At 68.3% G+C, this 20,096-nt stretch carries 22 protein-coding genes; 7 read left to right on the top strand and 15 right to left on the bottom strand.

What is annotated here, in order from left to right:
* The first annotated feature begins 156 nt into the window (after positions 1-156).
* The 4 genes from purB to BM372_RS10690 all read left to right on the top strand — a co-directional run bounded on the left by purB (position 157) and on the right by BM372_RS10690 (position 3,381).
* On the top strand, positions 157-1,599 hold the full coding sequence (purB, locus tag BM372_RS10705) for an adenylosuccinate lyase (RefSeq protein WP_090954972.1): 1,443 nt from the start codon (positions 157-159) through the stop codon (positions 1,597-1,599).
* A complete protein-coding gene (locus BM372_RS10700; RefSeq protein ID WP_090954970.1) occupies positions 1,596-2,267 on the top strand; it encodes a histidine phosphatase family protein in 672 nt (223 codons plus the stop codon). Before purB ends, BM372_RS10700 begins: the two co-directional genes overlap by 4 nt.
* An 85-nt stretch (positions 2,268-2,352) precedes the next feature.
* Positions 2,353-2,856, top strand: a complete 504-nt coding sequence (locus BM372_RS10695; protein ID WP_090954968.1) for a GNAT family N-acetyltransferase — start codon at positions 2,353-2,355, stop codon at positions 2,854-2,856.
* 90 nt (positions 2,857-2,946) lie between these two features.
* On the top strand, positions 2,947-3,381 hold the full coding sequence (locus BM372_RS10690; protein WP_090954966.1) for an acyl-CoA thioesterase: 435 nt from the start codon (positions 2,947-2,949) through the stop codon (positions 3,379-3,381).
* A 15-nt stretch (positions 3,382-3,396) separates the two neighbouring features.
* Here BM372_RS10690 and BM372_RS10685 read toward each other — a convergent pair whose 3' ends face one another.
* From BM372_RS10685 to BM372_RS10670, 4 genes are all read right to left on the bottom strand, one after another.
* On the bottom strand, positions 3,397-4,458 hold the full coding sequence (locus BM372_RS10685; protein ID WP_090954964.1) for an FAD-dependent monooxygenase: 1,062 nt from the start codon (positions 4,456-4,458) through the stop codon (positions 3,397-3,399).
* A 58-nt stretch (positions 4,459-4,516) separates the two neighbouring features.
* Positions 4,517-4,909, bottom strand: coding sequence for a nuclear transport factor 2 family protein (locus BM372_RS10680; RefSeq protein WP_090954963.1), 393 nt, complete (start codon positions 4,907-4,909; stop codon positions 4,517-4,519).
* A 106-nt stretch (positions 4,910-5,015) separates the two neighbouring features.
* Positions 5,016-6,206 (bottom strand): 4-hydroxybenzoate 3-monooxygenase, encoded by a 1,191-nt coding sequence (locus tag BM372_RS10675; protein ID WP_090954962.1) that lies wholly within the window; start codon positions 6,204-6,206, stop codon positions 5,016-5,018.
* 104 nt (positions 6,207-6,310) lie between these two features.
* Positions 6,311-7,090: an IclR family transcriptional regulator gene (locus BM372_RS10670; protein ID WP_090954960.1), complete on the bottom strand. Its 780-nt coding sequence runs from the start codon at positions 7,088-7,090 to the stop codon at positions 6,311-6,313.
* Positions 7,091-7,221: 131 nt separating this feature from the next.
* On the opposite strand from BM372_RS10670, the gene BM372_RS10665 reads away from it, so the two are divergent.
* On the top strand, positions 7,222-8,523 hold the full coding sequence (locus BM372_RS10665; RefSeq protein ID WP_090954958.1) for an MFS transporter: 1,302 nt from the start codon (positions 7,222-7,224) through the stop codon (positions 8,521-8,523).
* Here BM372_RS10665 and BM372_RS10660 read toward each other — a convergent pair.
* Entirely contained in the window at positions 8,520-9,623 is a 1,104-nt protein-coding gene (locus BM372_RS10660) for an FUSC family protein (RefSeq protein WP_256214192.1), read from the bottom strand. The genes BM372_RS10665 and BM372_RS10660 overlap by 4 nt on opposite strands.
* A gap of 198 nt (positions 9,624-9,821) precedes the next feature.
* On the opposite strand from BM372_RS10660, the gene mscL reads away from it, so the two are divergent.
* Both mscL and BM372_RS10650 read left to right on the top strand, forming a co-directional pair.
* Positions 9,822-10,334: a large conductance mechanosensitive channel protein MscL gene (mscL, locus tag BM372_RS10655; protein ID WP_256214191.1), complete on the top strand. Its 513-nt coding sequence runs from the start codon at positions 9,822-9,824 to the stop codon at positions 10,332-10,334.
* Between the two features lie 84 nt (positions 10,335-10,418).
* Entirely contained in the window at positions 10,419-11,288 is an 870-nt protein-coding gene (locus BM372_RS10650; RefSeq protein ID WP_090954956.1) for an ACT domain-containing protein, read from the top strand.
* Positions 11,289-11,302: 14 nt separating this feature from the next.
* On the opposite strand, the gene BM372_RS10645 is transcribed toward BM372_RS10650, so the two are convergent.
* The 10 genes from BM372_RS10645 to pcaH form a co-directional block, all read right to left on the bottom strand.
* The gene (locus tag BM372_RS10645) at positions 11,303-12,235 is read right to left on the bottom strand and encodes a diacylglycerol/lipid kinase family protein (RefSeq protein WP_090954954.1); all 933 of its coding nucleotides are present in this window, start codon (positions 12,233-12,235) and stop codon (positions 11,303-11,305) included.
* Positions 12,236-12,346: 111 nt separating this feature from the next.
* Positions 12,347-13,153: an IclR family transcriptional regulator domain-containing protein gene (locus tag BM372_RS10640; protein WP_090955118.1), complete on the bottom strand. Its 807-nt coding sequence runs from the start codon at positions 13,151-13,153 to the stop codon at positions 12,347-12,349.
* Positions 13,154-13,225: 72 nt separating this feature from the next.
* On the bottom strand, positions 13,226-13,942 hold the full coding sequence (locus BM372_RS10635) for a 3-oxoacid CoA-transferase subunit B (protein WP_090954952.1): 717 nt from the start codon (positions 13,940-13,942) through the stop codon (positions 13,226-13,228).
* 1 nt (position 13,943) lies between these two features.
* Positions 13,944-14,603, bottom strand: a complete 660-nt coding sequence (locus BM372_RS10630; protein ID WP_090954950.1) for a 3-oxoacid CoA-transferase subunit A — start codon at positions 14,601-14,603, stop codon at positions 13,944-13,946.
* Between the two features lie 2 nt (positions 14,604-14,605).
* Positions 14,606-15,832, bottom strand: a complete 1,227-nt coding sequence (locus BM372_RS10625) for a thiolase family protein (RefSeq protein ID WP_090954948.1) — start codon at positions 15,830-15,832, stop codon at positions 14,606-14,608.
* A complete protein-coding gene (pcaC, locus tag BM372_RS10620; protein ID WP_090954946.1) occupies positions 15,829-16,284 on the bottom strand; it encodes a 4-carboxymuconolactone decarboxylase in 456 nt (151 codons plus the stop codon). Before pcaC ends, BM372_RS10625 begins: the two co-directional genes overlap by 4 nt.
* Positions 16,281-17,099, bottom strand: a complete 819-nt coding sequence (locus BM372_RS10615; protein WP_090954944.1) for an alpha/beta fold hydrolase — start codon at positions 17,097-17,099, stop codon at positions 16,281-16,283. Before BM372_RS10615 ends, pcaC begins: the two co-directional genes overlap by 4 nt.
* Positions 17,092-18,609: a lyase family protein gene (locus BM372_RS10610; RefSeq protein WP_090954942.1), complete on the bottom strand. Its 1,518-nt coding sequence runs from the start codon at positions 18,607-18,609 to the stop codon at positions 17,092-17,094. Before BM372_RS10610 ends, BM372_RS10615 begins: the two co-directional genes overlap by 8 nt.
* The gene (gene pcaG / locus BM372_RS10605; RefSeq protein ID WP_090954940.1) at positions 18,606-19,181 is read right to left on the bottom strand and encodes a protocatechuate 3,4-dioxygenase subunit alpha; all 576 of its coding nucleotides are present in this window, start codon (positions 19,179-19,181) and stop codon (positions 18,606-18,608) included. Before pcaG ends, BM372_RS10610 begins: the two co-directional genes overlap by 4 nt.
* Complete coding sequence (pcaH, locus tag BM372_RS10600; RefSeq protein ID WP_371261725.1) at positions 19,174-20,070, bottom strand: protocatechuate 3,4-dioxygenase subunit beta; 897 nt, start codon at positions 20,068-20,070, stop codon at positions 19,174-19,176. Before pcaH ends, pcaG begins: the two co-directional genes overlap by 8 nt.
* Between the last annotated feature and the right edge of the window lie 26 nt (positions 20,071-20,096).

The raw sequence follows: 20,096 nt of genomic DNA, 5'->3' as shown, positions 1-20,096 counted from the left end.
GAGCATGTAGCCGACGCTAGTGGGCGGCCATCCCCTGCTGAATAGTGCAGTCCGGCTATGTGGACAACAACCCGACACCGCCGGGCAATCGACCTGGCAAGGTCACACGAACCGGTGCGCTTAAGGCCCGGCCACACTTCGTGAAAGAATCGGCCTATGCCTGAAACTGCCGCCACAGCTGATACCCGCACGCCGTCCGGACGCCTGGCCCTCGCCGCGTCCGACCACCAGATCGCGCTCGGTCCGCTGGATGGCCGCTACCAGTCCGCGGTCGCGCCGCTGGTCGACTATCTGTCCGAAGCGGCCCTGAACCGCGACCGCGTGGCTGTGGAGGTCGAGTGGCTGATCCATCTGACCGGCAACAGCGTCCTGCCCGGCGCCGGCCCGCTCACGGCGGAACAGCGGGAGCAGCTGCGCGCGATCGTCACCGAGTTCGACGCCGCCTCCGTCGCTGAACTGGCCGAGATCGAGGCCGTCACGGTCCACGACGTCAAGGCCGTCGAGTACTACATCGGCCGGCGCCTGGCCGGCATCGGGATCGATCACCTGACCGCCATGGTCCACTTCGGCTGCACCTCGGAGGACATCAACAACCTCTCCTACGCGCTCGGCGTCAAGGGAGCTGTGGAAGACGTGTGGCTCCCGGCCGCCCGGGCCCTCGTGGCCCAGATCAGCAAGATGGCCGAGGACAACCGCGCCGTGCCGATGCTCTCCCGCACACACGGCCAGCCCGCCACTCCCACCACGCTGGGCAAGGAACTGGCCGTCATTGCGCACCGGCTGGGCCGCCAGCTGGACCGGATTGCCCGGACCGAATACCTCGGCAAAATCAACGGTGCCACGGGCACCTACGCCGCCCACGTCGCCTCCGTCCCCGGCGCAGACTGGGAGCGCGTCGCGAAGGGCTTCGTCGAAGGCCTCGGGCTGACGTGGAATCCGCTGACCACACAGATCGAAAGCCACGACTGGCAGGCAGAACTCTATGCCGACGTCGCACGCTTCAACCGCATTCTGCACAACGTCTGCACCGACATCTGGAGCTACATCTCGATTGGCTACTTCGTGCAGATCCCGGTGGCGGGTGCCACTGGCTCCTCGACCATGCCGCACAAGGTGAACCCGATCCGTTTCGAAAACGCCGAGGCCAACCTCGAGATCTCCTCGGGCCTGCTGGACGTGCTGGGTTCCACGCTGGTCACGTCCCGCTGGCAGCGCGACCTGACTGATTCCTCCTCGCAGCGCAACATCGGCGTGGCGTTTGGCCATTCGCTGCTCGCCATCTCGAACGTCGCCAAGGGCCTGGACCGGCTTAAGGTCGCCGACGACGTGCTGGCCGCCGACCTGGACACGAACTGGGAGGTCCTCGGTGAGGCCATCCAGATGGTCATGCGCGCCGAGGCCATCGCCGGCGTCGAGGGCATGGAAAACCCGTACGAGCGGCTCAAGGACCTGACCCGCGGACACCGCGTGGACGGCGCCCGAATGCAGGAATTCGTCCAGAGCCTGGGCCTGTCCGCGGACGCGGAGGCACGGCTGCTGGCCCTCACCCCCGGCAGCTACACCGGCATCGCCGACAAGCTGGTGGACCACCTCAAATGAGGCTCCTGCTCATCCGTCACGGCCAGACGCCCGGGAACGTCCTCGGGCAGCTGGACACTGCCCACCCGGGCCCGGGGCTGACAGAACTGGGCGAGCGCCAGGCTGAGGCGTTGTCCCGCGCCCTTGCCAACGAGCCCATCCACACCATCTACGCTTCCACTCTGCTCCGGACGCAGATCACGGCCGGACCCCTCGCGCGGGTGCACGGGCTGGAAACCGAGGTGCTTCAGGGCATTCACGAGATCGAGGCCGGGGCGCTGGAGAAGCGGACGGACCACGAATCGCACAAACGCTACCTGGGCACGATTTTTGCCTGGGCGGACGGCGAACTGGAGCGCCGGATGCCGGCCGGACCCAGCGGCCATGAGTTCTTCGAGCGTTACGACGCCGCGATCGCCAAAATAGTGGCACGGGCAAACGGAGCCAGAGACTCAGGGTCCGTGGCTGTGGTCAGCCACGGCGCAGCCATCCGGGTGTGGGCCGGCCTGCGGGCGGGCAACATCGAACCGGACTTTGCCATCCGCCACGTTCTGGACAATACCGGCATCGTGGCGCTGGAAGGTGATCCGGACAACGGCTGGGAGCTCATCCACTGGGACGACAGTCCCGTGGGCGGCCTGGCGTTGGCGGATCCGACGGCGGAGGATCCCACCGGCCGGCCGTTGTAGCGCAACGCTTACCGGCAGGAAACACAGCTGAAACCGCTGGTGCCTAGCCTTACACTGCATAACACTTCGGCGAATCGAGGCAGTGATGCAGACAAATCCGCGGCTTAACATACGCCAGGTCACATGGGCCAACCCCGTCGGCACGGACCTGCGCGCCGCGCAGCAGGCGGAACTCGACGCCCGCTTCGGCCGCAGCGACCACGAACCCGGGCCGCCGCCGTCGGAAGCCGACACCGCGGTGTTCCTGGTGGCGCATGACAAGGCCTCCGGCCAGCCGGTGGGCTGCGGCGGCCTGCGGATCCTGGACAAGCACACTGCCGAGATCAAGCGGCTCTACGTGCTCCCGTACACCCGGGGCTCGGGCGTTGCCAGTTCCATCCTCGCCGCGCTGGAAGCGCACGCGCACGCGCTGGGAATCACCACCCTGAGGGCCGAAGCCGGCTCCGTGCAGACGGACGGACGGCAGTTTTACCAGAATGCGGGCTTCGAGCCGGTGCCGAACTTCGGACCCTACGTGGGCGTGGAGCACTCGTACTGCTACTCGAAGGCCATCGATTCACACAGCGCCGCGCACACCGCCATGGCCTGACGCCCCGGCACGCGTCGGGTGCGGCGCGGCGGCGGCCGGGCCTGCCCGTCACACTCGAAGCGCCACTGCGGCGTCGGCTAGTCTCGCACTATGGAACCGGCCGACATCACTTTCCGCACCCGCAAATGGGTGCGGCCTGAAGACCTCAACGCGAACGGCACGCTGTTCGGCGGAAGCCTGCTGAAGTGGATCGACGAGGAGGCGGCCATCTATGCCATCCTGCAGCTGGGCAACGGCCGGGCCGTCACCAAATACATCTCCGAAATCAACTTCGTCAGCTCCGCGGTGCAGGGCGACCTGATCGAAATGGGCCTGACGGCCACCCGTTTCGGCCGGACATCGCTGACCATGCGCGCCGAAGTCCGGAACATGATCACACGCCGCAGCATCCTGACCATCGATGAGATCGTCTTCGTGAACCTGGACCCGTCCGGCAAACCGGAACCGCACGGCTACACCGAGATCACCTATGACCAGGACCGGATTCCCACGCACCATCTGACCGAAACCTTGGATCAGGACTAAGAACCTGGATCAGGACTAACGGAATCCGGGCAACCGACCGGCCAGGCCCAGCAGCGCGTCCCGCACCGGCTGCGCACGCTCCGCCAGCGCCAGCCGCATCACCGCCGACGACGCCGCCCGCACAGCCTGCGTGCGCACGTGCCGCGAGCGCTCATACGCAGCCAGCCCCTCGTCCAGGGGACGGCGGTTGAGCATGTCCGCCAAGGTCACAGCATCCACCAGGGCCTCACAGGCGCCGCGGCCAAGATTGGGCGTCATGGCGTGGGCAGCATCTCCCACCAGCACCACCCTTCCGCGGACATAGCGCCCGAGGGGCGGAGTGGTCCAGACCCTCTGGGCCAGGGAGGTGTCGGGCACCGCGGTGGCGAGGACCTCGCGGATCGCCGGAGCAAAGCAGGCGTACCGTCCTCTGGTTTCGGCCAGGACCTCGGCGACGCTGAAACTGCCGGGTTCCCGTCCGGAGCGGAACGCCGCGTACCAGTTCGTCCCGGCCGCCGCAGGCCCGATCCCGAAGAGGTGCCCCCGGCCCCAGTACTCGCCCGAGTGCTCCCTCCACAGCGGACCGGGAACCACCCCGCGGACCGCCAGGAACGGCGTGATCCGTGCCCCCGCACGCGCGCCCCAGCAGTCGCGGCGGACCACGCTGTGAACGCCGTCGGCCCCCACCACCAGACCTGATTCATCGCGCCGCACGCCGCCGATGCGGCCGGCTGCCCGTTGCACGCCGGCCGGAACCGCGGCGTCGAGGTCCCGGATGAGCTCAATCCGGGAAACCCCGAAAAGCCCGGCGGCCCTGGCGGTGGTCAGGATCGTGCCGGCGGGATCGCGCACTGCCACGCCCTCGACGGCGGGACTGGAGGTCCTGACGGCGTCGAGGATGCCCACGGCAGCGAGGGCCTGCTGCGCGGCCGGCCACATGGCCAGGGACGTCCCGACGGCGGGAAGCCCTGCCCGCTGTTCACTGATGGTGACCTCGAAGCGCCGGGTGTCCAGGCACGCTGCGAGAGCGAGTCCGGCGATGCCGCCGCCGATGATGGAGACGCGGGTCCGCGCCGCCTGGCCGGTCGGGGGCGTCATGTCCCCGCCCCGCGGCCGGCGCCCGGTGCTTTTGCCGGGTCCAGAACTATGTGCAGAGCTAGGTCCAGAAATCGTCCGCCTTGGCCGTGTCCTCGAAGAATTCGCGCCCCTCGGTGATCTTTCCGTCGCGGACCACAAACGTGATCACGGTGGCCATGTCCAGGGTTTTGGTGTTGTTTTTTCCCTGGGTTTGCTGGATCGCCACCGTGTGGTTTTCCCCGCCGACGACGTCCTCGAGGTTGGCTTGGAAGGAACCCTGGGTCCGCGCTGCCAGTTCACCGAAGTACGCCAGGATCTCGTCGCGGCCCCGTTTAACTCCGGACAGCGCGCCGCTTCCGGCTACGTACCAGAGCGCGTCCTCGGCGAACATGCTGCCGAGGCTCGCCATATCCCCTGCGTTGAAGGCCGTGTACCCCCGCCGGACCAGTTCAGCATTCTCTACGGCTCCCATAATCGGACACCTCTCCGTCGTCCTTGTCGGGTCAAGCTGGGACGGTTAAAGGCTAGTCCTGGCCCGGATGCGTGTCGATGGAGAAATGCCCGCCGCGGCAGGGGCACTAGTGCGCACCCGGCCAGCCGGTGTACGCCTCTGCGAGGTAGGCGCGGCCGTGCCGGGAGGACACCACGGTGTTCAGTTCGCCGAGCTGGCGGGCGCGGGAGAAGTCGTCGGCGTCGGCCGGGGTGTGCAGCAGGGACGTCATCCAGTAGGAGAACTGCTGGGCCTTCCACACGCGGTCCAGGGCGCGGTCGCTGTAGGCATCCAGGAGCACCGTGGAGCCGGTCGAGTAAAAGCTGTCAAGGCCTTCGAAGAGCACTTTGACGTCATTCAGCGCCAGGTTCAGGCCCTTGGCCCCGGTGGGCGGGACGGTGTGCGCGGCGTCACCTGCGAGGAAGAGGTTGCCGTGCCGCATCGGGGCGTGGACGAAGCTGCGAAACTTCAGGACCATCTTGTCGATGACCGGCCCTTCCTTGAGCTCGAAGCCGTTTCCGTTGACGCGGCTGCGGAAGGCTTCCCAGATGCTGTCCTCGCTCCAGTTGTTGACGTCCTCGTTGGGGTCGCACTGGAAGTACATGCGCTGGACGGTCTCGGTCCGCTGGCTGATCAGCGCAAAGCCGTTCGCGGAGTTGGCGTAGATCAGTTCGTCCGAGCTCCGGGGGGCCTTGGCGAGGATGCCGAACCAGGCGAAGGGGTATTCGTGGAAGTACCACTTCCGCTGCGCCTCGGGGATCTGGAAGCGGCAGTGGCTGCGGGAGCCGTCCGCCCCGGCGATGAAGTCGGCCTGGAGTTCGTACTCGACGCCGTCTGCATCCGTGAACCAGACCTTGGGCTTGCCTTCGATGTCGTGGATGGAGGTGTCCGTGACGCTGTAGCGGACGTCGCCGCCGTCGGCCTTCCGGCGGCCGGAGAGATCCAGAAACACGTCGGTCTGCGGGTAGAGCCAGACCGACTCCCCGACGAGGTCCTGGAAGTCGATCCGGTGGCTTTCGTCGTTGAAGCGCAGTTCGATGCCGTCATGGCGGTCGCCGTCGCGCAGGACGCGGTCAGAGACACCGCTGTCCAGGAGCATCTTGACGGAGCCGTGCTCCAGGATGCCGGCACGGACAGTCTCGGAGATTTCCTGATGGCTGCGGATCTCGATGACGGTGGATTCGATGCCGGCCTTGGCCAGCAGGTGGGACAACATGAGCCCGGCCGGGCCGGCACCCATGATTGCGACCTGGGTGGTGAGGACTTTGCGCTGTGCCATGTGCTTCTCGCTTCATTGCGGGCCCCGGGGGTTGGGAGTCAGGCGGGGCCCGGAGCCGGTTTGCTTGTCTGACTAACAGTGTGCTCCCCGCGGCGTGATCCGCGTTACATCGCTTCCGTTGAACGGAACCCGGGGGTCTCGCGGGACTCCCCCAGACGCCGCGCGATCCCGCGGGCCGCCGTCTGGAGGACGGGAACAAGCGCCGCCAGACGCATCTCGCGGAGCGGAACGACGACGCCGAGGGCCGCCACGGCGCGCTTCCTGCGATCCAGCACGGGGACGGCGATCCCCCACGTGTCCGGGTCGACGACGCCGGCCAGCTGGGCATAGCCCTCGCGGGCCGCGTCGCCGAGGAGGATGCGGAGATCCTCCCCGGCCAGCCTGCCGGTCGGGTCGCTGAAGCTTTCGATGTACTCGCTCTGGACGGCGGCCGGCTGGTGGGCCATGAGCACCAGCCCGGCCGAGGACACATGCGCGGGCATCCGGCCGGCCACCTGCGCCCGGTTGGCAACGGAGCCGCGGCGGGACAGCCGCTCCACAAAAAGCGCCTCCTGGCCGTCCAGCACGGCAAGGTTCACGTTCTGGTTAAGGACCTGTTGGATGTCCTCCATGAAGGGCAGGGCGGCCTCGCGGAGCTCAAGAGTGCGGGAACTGCGGTTGGCGAGCTCCCAGAGCCGCAGCCCGAGGCTGATCGAGCCGCCGGGGCCCACTTCAAGCACCCCGTGGCCGGCCAGCTGCCGGACCAGCCTGTGCGCCGTGGTCAGGGGCAGTCCCGCCCGGGCAGCAAGCTCCGAAAGCTGCAGGGCGGTGACGCCCTCCGGGAAAGCGGCAATGAGCCGCAGGACCCGATCAACCACTGAGTCGCCGGAATTCGAGTTGGCCACGGTTTCCCTTCCGCTGAATGGTTTTAAGTGTTCCATGCAACACCCGGGAGTGGTAAAACTCTCACGTCAGCAAAAGCTTGGCCGACGCCCGCCGGCGCCGAAACCACGTAGCGAACAGCCCCGAGGTAGCCATGTCAACGACGTCGTTGGATAACAAATCACGGTGGCCCGTGTGGCTCTGCTGGCTGGCCATGGTGCTGGACGGCTTTGACCTGGTGGTGCTAGGCACAGTCATCCCCGTCCTCATCAAGTCGCAGGAACTTGGTTTCGACGCAGTCGGGGCGACGTTCGCGGCCACCATCTCCCTGGTGGGCGTGGGGCTCGGGGCGCTGTTCATCGCCCCGATGTCAGACCGCTTGGGCCGGCGCAACCTGCTGGTGGCCTGCGTGACATGGTTCTCCGTCTTTACGATCGCCGTCGTCTTCGCACCGAACGTGGCATGGTTCAGCACGTTCCGGTTGCTCGCCGGCCTCGGCCTGGGTGCCTGCCTGCCCGCCGCGCTGGCGTATATGAACGACTACGCGCCTGCCGGGACGGCCGGGAAGTCCACCACCCGGACCATGACCGGCTACCACGTCGGCGCCGTGGCCACCGCATTCCTGGCCCTGATGGTGATTCCGAACTGGCGGACCATGTTCGTGGTGGGTGGCTTGGCAGGGTTGGTCCTGGCCCCCTTCCTGTGGTTCAAGCTTCCGGAAACCCTCCCGCCGGTGCACCATGTCCCCGCAGCGGCCAAGTCCCCGGCGGGCGTCCCCGGCCGCGCTCCGATCGGCACGCCGGCCGCGGCGCCGGCCGCGCCGGCCGAAGAGCGCGCCAGCTTCCGCGACCTGGGCCGCAAGCCCTACCCGCGGATTGCGGCGGGCGTGGCCGTTGCATCCTTCATGGGGCTGTTGCTCGTCTACGGCCTGAACACCTGGCTGCCACAACTCATGGCCTCCGCCGGCTACAGCCTGAACGCCGGCCTCGCCCTGCTCCTGGTCCTGAACGTGGGCGCCGTGGTGGGCCTCCTGATCGCCGGGGTCCTGGCGGACCGACACGGCACCAAGAGGATCGTCCTGCTCTGGTTTGGCCTCTCCGCCGTGTTCCTCGCCGCGCTCAGCATCCAGATCCAGAATGAAATCGTGCTCTACGCCGCCGTCTTTGTGACCGGCGTGTTCGTCTTCAGTTCCCAGGTCCTGGTCTACGCCTGGGTCAGCCAACTCTTCCCGGTCCGGCTCCGCGGGACCGCCCTGGGCTTCGCCGCGGGCGTGGGCAGGCTCGGGGCGATCTTGGGCCCGGCCGTCACCGGCGCACTGGTGGCCGCCGGGATCGCCTACCCCTGGGGCTTCTACGTCTTTGCCGCCGCCGCGGTCCTGGCGGTCCTCGCCCTCGCCTTCGTCCCGCAGACTATCGCCGCAACGTCCCGCACCGGCGCCGGCGTCGAGCACTCCTAGGGTAGGGGCCTTGGCGCCGCTGTACCCCGGCGGCCCTTCAGGCGGCGCCACGCGCCGGGCGCCAGCACGACGGCGATGCCGACGGTGGCGCCGATGACGGTCTCCACGATTCTGTCGCGGAGCAGGATGCCGGGCGGCACGGGTGCCACGAGAAGCGTCGAGGTCAGGGCCAGCGGCGTGACAAAGACCTGCGCCAGCATGTACTGCCGGGCGATGAACATCTCCGCGCCGAACTGGCAGGCGGCAATCACCAGCACCGTCTGCCATGGCGTCGGCTGCAGGAGCAGGATCCCGGCGAGCAGCACCAGCCCGAGGGCAGTCCCGGCGATGCGCTGCAGGCCCCGGCTAACCCGGTGCCGGGTGGTGTGTCCCACGAGTGGAACGACGGCGGCCACCATCGCCCAGTAATTGTGGCCGATCCCGATCCACTGACCGGCCAGGGTCCCCAGCGTTCCCGCCAGGCCCGCCGCCACGACGTAGCCGCCGCTCTCCTGCCACGCAGCGCGCTTCTCAGCCGGCGTCAGGCTCACCGGTTTCGGGCTCACCCACGGGGTCCGGCGGCTCCGGGCCACGCGTGAGGACTGGCCGACCAGCAGGCAGAACACCACCGTGAGCACCGCCACCAACATGCACTGCCATAGCGGCGGCTGGTTGGGGATGGATGCGATGGCCGCAAACGCGAAGATATGGAACAGCGAACCCGACGGGCGCAGCCGCCACCAGGCGACCACCAAGGAGCAGCCGCCGGCCACCATGGTGGTCGCGGCGACCAGAAGCCAGGTGGTGCCGGCAGCCGAAAGCCCGACCAGCGCGTCCACACGCGCCGTGAGGGCGGCCAGCAAAATGACCACGAGCATGAGCCCGCCTGCCCGGACCTGTTGCCTCAGGCGCCTGGCATGCGGCTCGTTGCGGCCGTAGATCCCGGCGAAGGCGCCAAAGGAGGCAAAGATGGCCAGATCCAGGCGGTCCAGCAGGACCAGGGTGATCAGGGGGACAAAGACGCCCACGGCGCAGCGGAAGGCAACCCGGTGGTCCTTGTTGGCTGGCGCGATGGTGAGCATATCGGCGAACAGCTTCGCTGTACCAGCCTTCACTGCCATGCCCGCGGGGTAGTTTTCATGCGCCGGGCGCCTTTCGTTGCGGTCTACGTGGTACGACGGCGGCATTGGCATCCACATTGGACTCTACGCCGAAACGGCACGGCGGACGCAGCCGAAATCCGTTGATCGGAATCTGCCGGGCGCCGGCAAGCTGGTAGCGTCTAGCGGTTGAAGCAACAACACCCACCGGAGGTTCCCATGCTCAAAGGATTCAAGGATTTCATCCTGCGCGGCAACGTGATCGAACTGTCCATCGCCGTCGTCGTCGGTACCGCCTTCACCGCCCTGGTCGGCGCCTTCACCTCGAACATCGTGAACCCGGTCATCGCCGCGGTGGGCGGCGTCGAGACCGACGGGCTGGGCTTCCACATCTGGCCGGGCAACGACAAGACCTTCGTCAACATCGGCGCCGTCGTCACCGCCTTCCTGACCTTCCTGATCACCGCTGCCGTGGTGTACTTCATCTTCGTGGCCCCCATGAACAGGATCAACAGGATGGTCAAAAACCGGCTGGGTTCAGCCGGGCAACCCGAGGAAGCACCAATCCCGGCCGACACCGCGCTGCTGGCCGAGATCCGGGACCTGCTGGAGCGCCTCGCCGGTCCGGAACCCGACGGCGGCCGCACCAGCGCAGTGGGAACCGCGGCGGGGAGCGCGCACGTGGCCACGGGCGGCCACGAGGACAGCTTCCGGCACGCCGCAAGCCGCTAGCCGCGCCAGCGGCGGCCCTCGGGCGGTTCCTAACCGTCACCGGGCCGCAATCCTGCCGAAACAGCCAGCGGGAATCATGGGAGCATGACGCACCCAGCCCGCAGCAAAAGAGATAGCAAAGCCCAGTCTCCGGCCACCTCCGAATTGAGCTGCGAAGTCTGCGGCCAGATGCCCGAACCGACCAAGGCGCGGCTGACCCTGGCCAATATCGCCGTGATGCTGCCGATCGAGTTGCTGGTGCATGCGGCCGTGGTGGGCACGCACCTGCCCTATGTCGCCAAGGTCCTGGTGCTGACCATGACTGCGACCATCCTCGTGATCTGGGTTGCCGAACCATCGGCAGCACGGATGCTCCGGGGCTGGCTGCACGCACCGGCCCTGCGGCACCGTAAACGGCTGGTTGCCGCGCCCGCCCTGTGGCGGGCGCGGACCGTGCTCAGAGACAAACCCGGGTCGCTGCAGAAGCTCACGCAGGCCCTGGCCGGACTGGACACGAACATCCTCAGCATCCACGTCCATCCCGTGGCCGGCGGCGTGCTGGACGAGTTCGTGCTCTCCGCGCCGGGTGAAGTCCGTGAGTCCGAGCTGCTCCGCACGCTGCGCGCGGGCGGCGGGGTGGATCCGCACGTCTGGCCAACCACTGCCCTGGCCATGGCCGACGGACAAACCGGGGCCCTGAGCCTGGCTGCCCGGATCGCCGCCAACCCGGATGAGCTGCCGCTGGCCGTCGCGGAACTGCTGCGGGCCCGGATCCTTCCGGGACAGCCGGCCGGCAGCGCCGAGGCACCGGCTGCTGCGGGCGGGGACGGAACAGTCCTGAGAATCCCGACGGCATGGCATGGGCCGATTACGTTTTACCGGCCCGGCGAGCCGTTCACACCGGCCGAGTCCGCCCGCGCGCATCGGCTGGCCGAACTCGCCGAAATCCTGGCGCACCGGCCGGCCGCCCTGTAGCCAGCAGCGGTGCGTTAGTCCTTCGGTGCGGTCATCCGGATCTTCAAGGCGTCCGGTTCCGCGCGCACGGTCAGGCGCTTTCCGGTGCCCAAGTGGTCGCCGTCCAACTGGAATTCCTGTTCGACTTCCAGGCGGATCTCCGCCACGCCGCCCCGGAAGTACTCCACGGATTCGGTCTCGCGTTTGTTGCTGCCGAAAATGCCCGCAACGACGCCCAGCCAGCCGAACCTCCCGCGCGGCGCAAGGACCAGCAAGTCGAGGATCCCGTCGTCGATTTTGGCCTCCGGGAAGATTTCGACCCCACCCATGATCCGGCCGCAGTTGCCGATCATGACGCTGCGGACCCGGCGATGGATGGGGTGGCCGCCGTCGACACTGATCGTCGCCTTGACGGGTTTTCCGGGCAGTTTCCGGATGCCGGCCTCCACGTAGGCGAGCCAGCCCATCCGGTCCTTGAGGACATCCACGGTGTCCGCCATGATGGCGGCGTCGTACCCCAGCCCCGCCATCACGAGGAAGACCTGCTCGTGCTGCGAGCCGTCCAGCTGGGCCGTGACCACGTCCACCGCCTGTTCACTGCCGTTCAGTACGTCGAAGCAGGCGGAAACCGGGTCGCTGATGTCAACGCCCAAGTTGCGGGCCAGAAGGTTGCCGGTCCCCAGCGGCACAAGTCCGATCGGCGTTCCGGTGCCGGCGAGCACTTCCGCCACGCAACGGACCGTGCCGTCGCCGCCGGCGGCGATGACCACGTCGACCCCGGCCTCAAGGGCTTCGCGCGTCTGGCCGACACCGGGATCCTCCACGGTGGTTTCGAGCCAGAGCGGTTCCGCCCACCCCTGCGTTTCGCAAAGCCGGAAGATGGCGCCCTTCAGAGCTTCGCCCACCGACTTCGCGGGGTTGATGACCACAGCGGCGCGTCGTGAAGGTGTCGTATTGTTCTCGGGCATGGCGTCCTTTGCGGGCAGGTGTGCGGAAGGTGCCAGGCTGCGACATCCTAGCCAGTGAAATCCTAGCCGCACTGACACCAGAAAAACGGCAGGACAGCGCGGCTGGAGGCGCTACCGGCCGGAGGTCAAGTCCCCGGAGATGAGTTCCGCCGTGGCCAGCGTCGCCTCGCGGACCATCCTGAGGTAGCCCTCGGGGTCGGGCTGTGCAGACACCGTCTGGGCCTGCAGCGAGACGTTCACGGCCGCGACAACTTTGGGCCCGTCGTGGACGGGCGCCGCGACGGACATCAGTCCCAGCTCCAGTTCCTGGTTCAGCAGGCACCAGCCCTGGGCACGGACCTTGTCCAGTTCGGCCAGGAGGGCCGCTCGCGTGCCGATTGCTCCGGGAGTGAGCGGCCGAATCTGGGCCGCCGCGAGGTAGTCGTCCAGCTTTGCCGGCGGCAGGGCCGCGAGCAGCACCCTGCCCATCGAGGTCGCGTAGGCGGGGAACCGGGTGCCCACCGTGATCCCGACCGTCATGATCCGCCGGGTGGAAACCCGGGCGATGTAAGCAATGTCGGTGCCTTCGAGCACCGCGGCCGACGTCGACTCCCCCAGTTCGAGCGAGAGCTCCTCCAGGTGGGGCTGGGCGAGCTGCGGCAGGGACAGCCCGGACAAGTAGGCGTAGCCGAGCTGCAGCACTTTGGCGGTTAGGGCGAAGATTTTGCCGTCGGTGCGGACATAGCCCAGCTCCACGAGGGTGTGCAGGAACCGCCGCGCCGTGGCCCGGGTCAGTTCAGTCCGGGCCGCGACCTCGGTCAGGGTCATTTTGGGGTGTTCGGTGTCGAAGGCACGGATCACGGCGAGCCCGCGTGCCAACGACTGCACATACTGGTCGCTGGCCGCGGGCGCACCGCCACTCTTTGCTGCCTCAATCATTCTTGCCTCCCGGTCCCGCATCACTTTATCCGTGCGAGGGTACTCCGCGCTGGCAACCCCTTCGCAGGGCCGTCAGCTTCCGTCCGCGGACGCGGCCTTCAGCGGCACGGGGACCATGTCCTGGAGTTCCTCGAGGGTGCACCCGAAGGTCTCCCGGACCTGGACGCCGTCGGGTCCGGTGAGGAAGACGGCCTTGTCGGTGTAGACCCGGGTCACGCAGCCGATGCCGGTGATCGGGTAGGTGCAGGCTTCCACGATCTTGGACGCGCCGTCCCGGGTCAGGAGCGTCATCATGACGAAGACGTCCTTCGCTCCGGTGGCGAGGTCCATCGCGCCGCCGACCGCGGGGATGGCGTCCGGGGCGCCGGTGTGCCAGTTGGCCAGGTCCCCGGTCGCCGAGACCTGAAAGGCGCCGAGTACACAGATGTCCAGGTGTCCGCCGCGCATGATCGCGAACGAGTCCGCGTGGTGGAAGTAGGACGCGCCGGGCAGCTCGGTCACCGGGATCTTGCCGGCGTTGATGAGATCGCCGTCGATCTGGCCGCCGGTGGCAACAGGTCCCATGCCGAGCATCCCGTTCTCGGTGTGGAGCGTGATGTTCTGCTCCGGCTCGAGGTAGTTCGAGACCAGGGTGGGCTGGCCGATGCCGAGGTTCACGAATGACCCGGGCTTGATGTCACGGGCCACGAGGCGGGCGAGGTCGTCCCGGCCCAGCGGCGTGTCCGAGCTCTGGATCCCGGTCCGAATGCCGGCCTGGGTGCCGGTCTGGCTGTTGGACTCGATGCTCATCTCAGGCCACCTTCACAATGCTGTTGACGTAGATCCCCGGGGTGACGATGTTCTCCGGGTCCAGGCCGCCGGTGGGGACGATCTCGGACACCTGGGCGATGGTGTGTTTCGCCGCGGCGGCCATGATGGGGCCGAAGTTCCGGGCGGTCTTGCGGTAGACGAGGTTGCCCGTGCCGTCCGCTGTCAGCGCCTTGATGAGGGCGACGTCGGCGTGGATGGGGGTCTCGAACACCTGGCCGCGGCCGTCGAGGATCCGGGTTTCCTTGCCCTCGGCCAGCATGGTGCCGTAGCCGGTGGGCGTGAAGAACCCGCCGATCCCGGCGCCGGCGGCGCGGATCCGCTCGGCGAGGTTGCCCTGCGGAACGAGTTCGAGCTCGATCTGCCCGGCGCGGTACTTCTCGTCGAAGTGCCAGGAGTCGGACTGCCGGGGGAAGGAGCAGATCATCTTCCTCACCCGGCCCTCCTTGATCAGCAGGGCCAGGCCCTGGTCGCCCTGGCCGGCGTTGTTGTTCACCACGGTCAGGCCTGTGGCGCCGCCGTCCAGCAGCGCGTCAATGAGTTCGAACGGCTGGCCGGCGTTGCCGAACCCGCCGATCATGACGGTGGAGCCGTCCTTAATGCCGGCGACAGCCTCGCCAACAGTGTCAAGGAAATTCAGCATGGCTATGCCTTTCCGTTGCTGGTGCTGATGCCGGATGTGGCGGAAGCGGTGACGTTTTCAAGCACCACGGCCAGGCCCTGGCCGACGCCGATGCAGATCGCGGCGACGCCCCAGCGCTCACCGGAGGCCTGCAGGGACCGGGCAAGGGTGCCGAGGATCCGGGCGCCGGAGGCGCCGAGCGGGTGGCCCATGGCGATCGCGCCACCGTGCCGGTTCACGATCACGGGGTCGATGCCCCAGGCGTTGATGCAGGCCAGAGACTGCGCGGCGAAGGCCTCGTTAAGTTCGACGGCGCCCACCTGGTCCCAGCCGATGCCGGCCTTCGCGAGGGCCTTGTTCGCGGCCTCCACCGGGGCGTAGCCGAAGTATTGGGGGTCGTTGGCGTGCGCGCCGCGGCCGGCGACGCGGGCCAGCGGCTCCAGACCGAGCAGCCCGGCGGCGTTCTCGGAGCCGAGCCACGCCGCGGAGGCGCCGTCGGAGAGCGGGGACGCGTTCCCGGCGGTGACGGTGCCGTTCTCGGTCCGGAACACGGTCTTCAGTCCCGCGAGCTTTTCGGCCGAGGAGCCGGCGCGGATTCCTTCGTCGCGGACCAGGTCCGTGCCCGGGACCGGGGCCACGAGGTTGTCGTAGAAGCCCTCGTCCCAGGCCGCGGCGGACAGATTGTGGGAGTTGGCGGCAAACTCGTCCTGCGCCTCGCGGGTCACGCCGTGCTTCTCCGCCAGCCTTTCCGTGGCCTCGCCGAGGGAGATGGTCCATTCCTTCGGCATGGCCTTGTTCACGAGCCGCCAGCCCAGCGTGGTGGAGGCCAGGGTCAGGTCCCCGGCCGGGTAGGGCTTCTCCGTCTTGGGCAACACCCAGGGAGCGCGGGACATGGACTCGGCCCCGCCGATCAGCATCAGCTCGGCGTCGCCGGTGTTGATCTGCCGGGACGCGATGATCGCCGCGTCCAGCGACGAGCCGCACAGCCGGTTGACCGTGGTGCCGGGGATGGAGACGGGCAGGCCGGCCAGGAGGGTGCCCATCCGGGCGACGTTGCGGTTTTCCTCCCCGGCGCCGTTGGCATTGCCGAACACCACCTCGTCAATCCGCTCGACGTCGAGCCCGGGGGCGCGCTTTACGATCTCGCCGATGACATGCGCGGCGAGGTCATCCGGGCGGACTGCGGCGAGGCCGGAGCCGAACTTGCCGAACGGCGTCCGCACGGCGTCGTAAATAAATGCGTGGTTCATGAAGTTTTGTCCGTTTCTGTGTCGCCCCTGGCGGTCTCGTCCATGGAACGGAAGACCTGCTGGGCAGTCTTGAAGGCGGTGTTGGCGGAGGGGACCCCGCAGTAGATGGCGGTCTGGAGCAGGATTTCCTTGATCTCGTCCCGGCTCAGGCCGTTGGTGACGGCGGCGCGGATGTGCATGGCCAGTTCTTCCCAGTGACCGTGCGCCACCATGGCGGTAATGGTGACGGCCGAGCGCATCTGGCGGCTGATCCCGGGCCGGGTCCAGATGCCGCCCCATGCGATCCGGGTGATCATGTCCTGGAAGTCCTCGGTGAAGGAATCCTTGTTGGCGTTGGCGCGGTCCACGTGCTCGGCACCGAGGACCTCGCGGCGCACTTTCATGCCGCCGTCGTAAATTTCCTGGCTGGTCGCGCCGGGCTGGACTGCCCCGTGCCGCTCGAGGCCGGTCATTCGGCCGCTCCCCGGGTTTCGGTCCAGGCAATGAGGCTCTTCAGCAGCTCGGCAACGTGGCCGGGCGCCTCAAACGGCGCCAGGTGTGCCACGCCCTCCAGGCTCACTGCCGTGGCGGTGCCGCCTCCGGAGGTGATGCCGGCCGCCACTTCCTCGGCCATCGACGGCGGGGCCACTGAATCCAGGACGCCGGCAACCACCTGGGTGGGGACCTGGATGGTGCCGAGCTGGTCCCGCACGTCGAAACCGGCCAGCGCTTCGCAGCAGAAGGCGTAGCTGAAGCGGTCCGCGTCCCGGAGCGTGTGCAGGAGCCGGCTGCTGGCCTCCGGCTGGCGGTCCATGAACCCCGGCGCGAACCAGCGCTGCGCCGAGCCCTGGATCATCACCGGGGTTCCCTGGGTGCGCACGGTTTCGGCGCGCTCCAGCCAGCCTTCGGGGGTGCCGAGCTTCGCGCCGGAACACTGCACCGAAAGGCTTTTGAGCCGGTCACCGTGCTTGATGGCCAGTTGCAGGCCCGTGGCCGCGCCCAGGGACACCCCGGCATAGTGGAAACGAGTCCCCGGGGCGATGGAATCGATCAGGGCGATCACGGCGTCGGCGAGTTCGGCGACGGTGAAGGTTTCCTTGGCCGCGGGCGAGACGCCGTGTCCGGGCAGGTCCCAGGCGACGACGTCGACGTCGTTGCCGAGCGCGGCACCGGCCTGGTTCCAGAGCAGGGAGGACGTGCCGAGCGAGGGCCCCACAATGAGGAGGGGTTTCTCGCCAAGCGGGCGCTGGGGGGAGAGCAGGACTGCTTTGACGGTGGGTCTAGCCACGGGAAGCTCCGTTTCGGGGTGGGCGGGCGGCGGCGCCGGCCGGGCGGGCGGTGAATTCCGGGTAGGCAGCGAGAATTCGGTTGGTGATGGCTGTTGCCTGGCCGATGTAGTTGGCCGGGTCCAGAAGCTCCTCAATCCGGGCGTCGGCCAGCAGTTCTTCAGGGACGGCTTCGCGGAGCAGTTTCCGGTAGGTGGCCGCCTGTTCCGCGGCTGGTGCCCGGAGCGTCCGGTCCACCACGTTCTGCAGTTGTTGTTTGCCGGTCCGGCCGGAGCTGGGGCCGGCGCCCTCCGCGCTGCGGGCGGAATCCAGTAGCGGCGCAACGGCGGCGTTGACGGCTTCGGAGAGCAGCAGCGGGCCCGCGAGCTCGAGGTTGCGGCGCATGGCCGCGGGGTAGACCTGCAGGCCCTCGGCAAGTTCGCGGAGCTGTCCCGCCGCTCCGAGTGCCAGCCTCAGGAGCTGGCGCAGGGCCGCCCATTCTGTGTGCCAGGCGCCGTCGGGGCGTTCATCGTTGAAATTGGCGGCCGCGAGGTGCAGCTGCGCGGCCAGGGCCGGGGCCTGCAGGGCGGCACTGCGGATCAGCACGGACAGCACGGGGTTCTGTTTGTGCGGCATGGCCGAGGATACGCCCCGTCCCGTGGCACGCGGTTCCGCCAGTTCGGCCACTTCCGGCCGGCTCAGGAACAGGACGTCCGCGGCGATCTTTCCGGCCGCGTCCGTCACGGCGGCCAGTGCGTCGCCGAGCGAGGTCACGGCAAGGCGGTTGGTGTGCCAGGGAGCCGGAACGGCGGCGAGGCCCAGGCGGGCGGCCAGCCGGTCCGCGAGGTCAAACGGGGTCAGCGGCCCTGTTCCTCCGGTCAGCCCCAACTTTCCCGTCAGCAGGGTACCGGCGGCGAGGGTGCCGGCGGCGCCACCGGTCTGCACCGGCAGTTCGAGGGCTTCGAGGCGGCGGGCGGCTGCGGCCAGCCCGGCGAACCACTGCGCCGCCCTCAGCCCGAAGCTGAAGGGCAGCGAGTGTTGCGTCAGGCTGCGGCCCACGCAGAGGGTCTGGGCATGGGCCCCGGCCAGGCCGGCGAGGGCGGACGTCGCAGCGGTGAGTTCGGAGCGGAGTTCGCGGATTGCCCCGGCGGCCAGCACCATCAGGGCGGAGTCGAGGACGTCCTGGCTGGTCAATGAGGTGTGGACGGCCTGCACGGCGCCAAGACTATCGGTGTCGAGGGCCCTGACTTGTTCGCGGAGGTCAGCGAGCAGCGGGATGACGGGGTTGCCGCCGCCCTGTGCGCGCACGGCGATGCCCGCCACGTCGTACCGCTGCACGTCCGCGGCGGCTGCCACCAATGCGGCGGAGCCGGCCGGGGCGAGGCCCGCATCGTCCAGGACCGCGGCCCAGGCAGCCTCGACCTTCAGGAGAGCTGCGAGCACCGCACGGTCCCCCGTCAGCGCTGCCACCAGAGGCGACGCCGACACAGGGCTCAGCAGGCCGGCGTCGCAATCGGTTTCGAAGGAGGTCACTTCGGGGCACCCTCGGGGCCGCTGAAATCCAGGAACACTGTCTCGCCGTCGCCCTGGAGGCGGATGTCCCAGGTCAGTCCGCCGTCGGGATCCCGGCGTGCGATCAGGGTTTGGCGGCGGTCCGGTTCCAGCGAGCTGAGCAGCGGATCCTTGGCCAGGGCCGCCTCGTCCTCCGGCAGGTAGACCCGGGTGAAGAGCCGGTTCATCAGGCCGCGGGCGAACACGGCCACCGCGATGAAGGGCGCGGCACCGGGCTCGGTGGGTCCCGGGTTTACCGTGGTGAAGGTGAAGGCGCCGGTGTTGCCGACGGCGCTGCGGCCAAAACCGGTGAAGGTGTAGCCGTCCCGGACCAGGGATCCGGTGCGCTGCGGGACCAAGCCGTCCGCGTCCGCCTGCCAGATTTCCAGGAGCGCGTCGGGGATCGGGTGGCCGGCGCCGTCGTACACGGTGCCCTGGAGTCGGATGGAGCCCGGGGATCCGGGGGCCAGCAGCTCGCGGTCCTTAGGGTAGGGCAAGGCGTAGCCGTAGAACGGCCCGACCGTCTGTCCGGGGGTGGGGGTGAGCTTACTCATCGTCATCTCCTTCTGCGCCCAAGGCCTCGTTTTCGGTCCAGGTCCGCTTCGACCCGGTCAGGACGATGTCCCAGTTGTACGCCAGGGCCCATTCGGGCCTGGTCTGCCCGTGGTCGTAGGTGGCCACGAGACGGTCGCGCGCGTCCTGGTCCACGATCGACTGATAGATCGGGTCCAGCGGGAACAGCTGGTCGCCGGGGAAGTACATCTGGGTAATGATCCGCTGCGTGAACTCGGAGCCGAACAGGGAGAAATGGATGTGGGCAGGACGCCAGGCGTTGAGGTGGTTCTTCCACGGATAGGCGCCGGGCTTGATGGTGGTGAAGCTGTAGGACCCGTCCGCTCCCGTGATGCAGCGGCCGACGCCGGTGAAGTTGGGGTCAATCGGCGCCGGGTGCTGGTCGCGTTTGTGGATGTAGCGGCCGGCGGAGTTGGCCTGCCAGATTTCGACGAGCTGCCCGGCGACCGGGCGGCCGTCGCCGTCGAGCACGCGTCCGGAGACCACGATGCGTTCGCCCAGCGGTTCGCCGTTGTGCGCGATGGTCAGGTCCGATTCGAGCGCGTGGACGTCCATGTGCCCGAACGCCGGCGAGTACAGTTCGATCGTTTCCGGGTCCGCGTGGTGCAGGCTCTTCGTGGGGTGGCGCAGGACGCTGCTGCGGTAGGGGGCGAAGTCGAGCCGGGGCTGGGTCTCGGCCGGGGCGCCGTCCTTGAGGGCCTGCGCGTACGCCTCGCCGATTGCCTTCATCTCGGCGCTGAGGTCCGCCTGGGACTCCGCGGCAGCGTCGAGCGGCGCGTACGTCTTTGGTGCGGCCTCCGTGGCGTCGTCGGACACGTCCTCAGTGACCGGGTCGGCATTGAAGGTGTCGAGGTTGAATTCTTCAGGCACAGCAGCCTCCTTTCAGTGGTGTGGGT

Origin of the sequence: Arthrobacter sp. ov118 (assembly GCF_900116495.1) — a bacterium.
Classification (GTDB): domain Bacteria; phylum Actinomycetota; class Actinomycetes; order Actinomycetales; family Micrococcaceae; genus Arthrobacter.
This window is presented reverse-complemented; position numbering and strand designations above follow the sequence as displayed.

What these genes read in the sequence shown, in the direction of transcription:
- purB (WP_090954972.1), top strand. Translation starts at nt 157, where the DNA reads ATGCCTGAAACTGCCGCCACAGCTGATACCCGCACGCCGTCCGGACGC.
- BM372_RS10700 (WP_090954970.1), top strand. Translation starts at nt 1,596, where the DNA reads ATGAGGCTCCTGCTCATCCGTCACGGCCAGACGCCCGGGAACGTCCTC.
- BM372_RS10695 (WP_090954968.1), top strand. Translation starts at nt 2,353, where the DNA reads ATGCAGACAAATCCGCGGCTTAACATACGCCAGGTCACATGGGCCAAC.
- BM372_RS10690 (WP_090954966.1), top strand. Translation starts at nt 2,947, where the DNA reads ATGGAACCGGCCGACATCACTTTCCGCACCCGCAAATGGGTGCGGCCT.
- BM372_RS10685 (WP_090954964.1), bottom strand. Translation starts at nt 4,458, where the DNA reads ATGACGCCCCCGACCGGCCAGGCGGCGCGGACCCGCGTCTCCATCATC.
- BM372_RS10680 (WP_090954963.1), bottom strand. Translation starts at nt 4,909, where the DNA reads ATGGGAGCCGTAGAGAATGCTGAACTGGTCCGGCGGGGGTACACGGCC.
- BM372_RS10675 (WP_090954962.1), bottom strand. Translation starts at nt 6,206, where the DNA reads ATGGCACAGCGCAAAGTCCTCACCACCCAGGTCGCAATCATGGGTGCC.
- BM372_RS10665 (WP_090954958.1), top strand. Translation starts at nt 7,222, where the DNA reads ATGTCAACGACGTCGTTGGATAACAAATCACGGTGGCCCGTGTGGCTC.
- BM372_RS10660 (WP_256214192.1), bottom strand. Translation starts at nt 9,623, where the DNA reads ATGGCAGTGAAGGCTGGTACAGCGAAGCTGTTCGCCGATATGCTCACC.
- mscL (WP_256214191.1), top strand. Translation starts at nt 9,822, where the DNA reads ATGCTCAAAGGATTCAAGGATTTCATCCTGCGCGGCAACGTGATCGAA.
- BM372_RS10650 (WP_090954956.1), top strand. Translation starts at nt 10,419, where the DNA reads ATGACGCACCCAGCCCGCAGCAAAAGAGATAGCAAAGCCCAGTCTCCG.
- BM372_RS10645 (WP_090954954.1), bottom strand. Translation starts at nt 12,235, where the DNA reads ATGCCCGAGAACAATACGACACCTTCACGACGCGCCGCTGTGGTCATC.
- BM372_RS10640 (WP_090955118.1), bottom strand. Translation starts at nt 13,153, where the DNA reads ATGATTGAGGCAGCAAAGAGTGGCGGTGCGCCCGCGGCCAGCGACCAG.
- BM372_RS10635 (WP_090954952.1), bottom strand. Translation starts at nt 13,942, where the DNA reads ATGAGCATCGAGTCCAACAGCCAGACCGGCACCCAGGCCGGCATTCGG.
- BM372_RS10630 (WP_090954950.1), bottom strand. Translation starts at nt 14,603, where the DNA reads ATGCTGAATTTCCTTGACACTGTTGGCGAGGCTGTCGCCGGCATTAAG.
- BM372_RS10625 (WP_090954948.1), bottom strand. Translation starts at nt 15,832, where the DNA reads ATGAACCACGCATTTATTTACGACGCCGTGCGGACGCCGTTCGGCAAG.
- pcaC (WP_090954946.1), bottom strand. Translation starts at nt 16,284, where the DNA reads ATGACCGGCCTCGAGCGGCACGGGGCAGTCCAGCCCGGCGCGACCAGC.
- pcaG (WP_090954940.1), bottom strand. Translation starts at nt 19,181, where the DNA reads ATGAGTAAGCTCACCCCCACCCCCGGACAGACGGTCGGGCCGTTCTAC.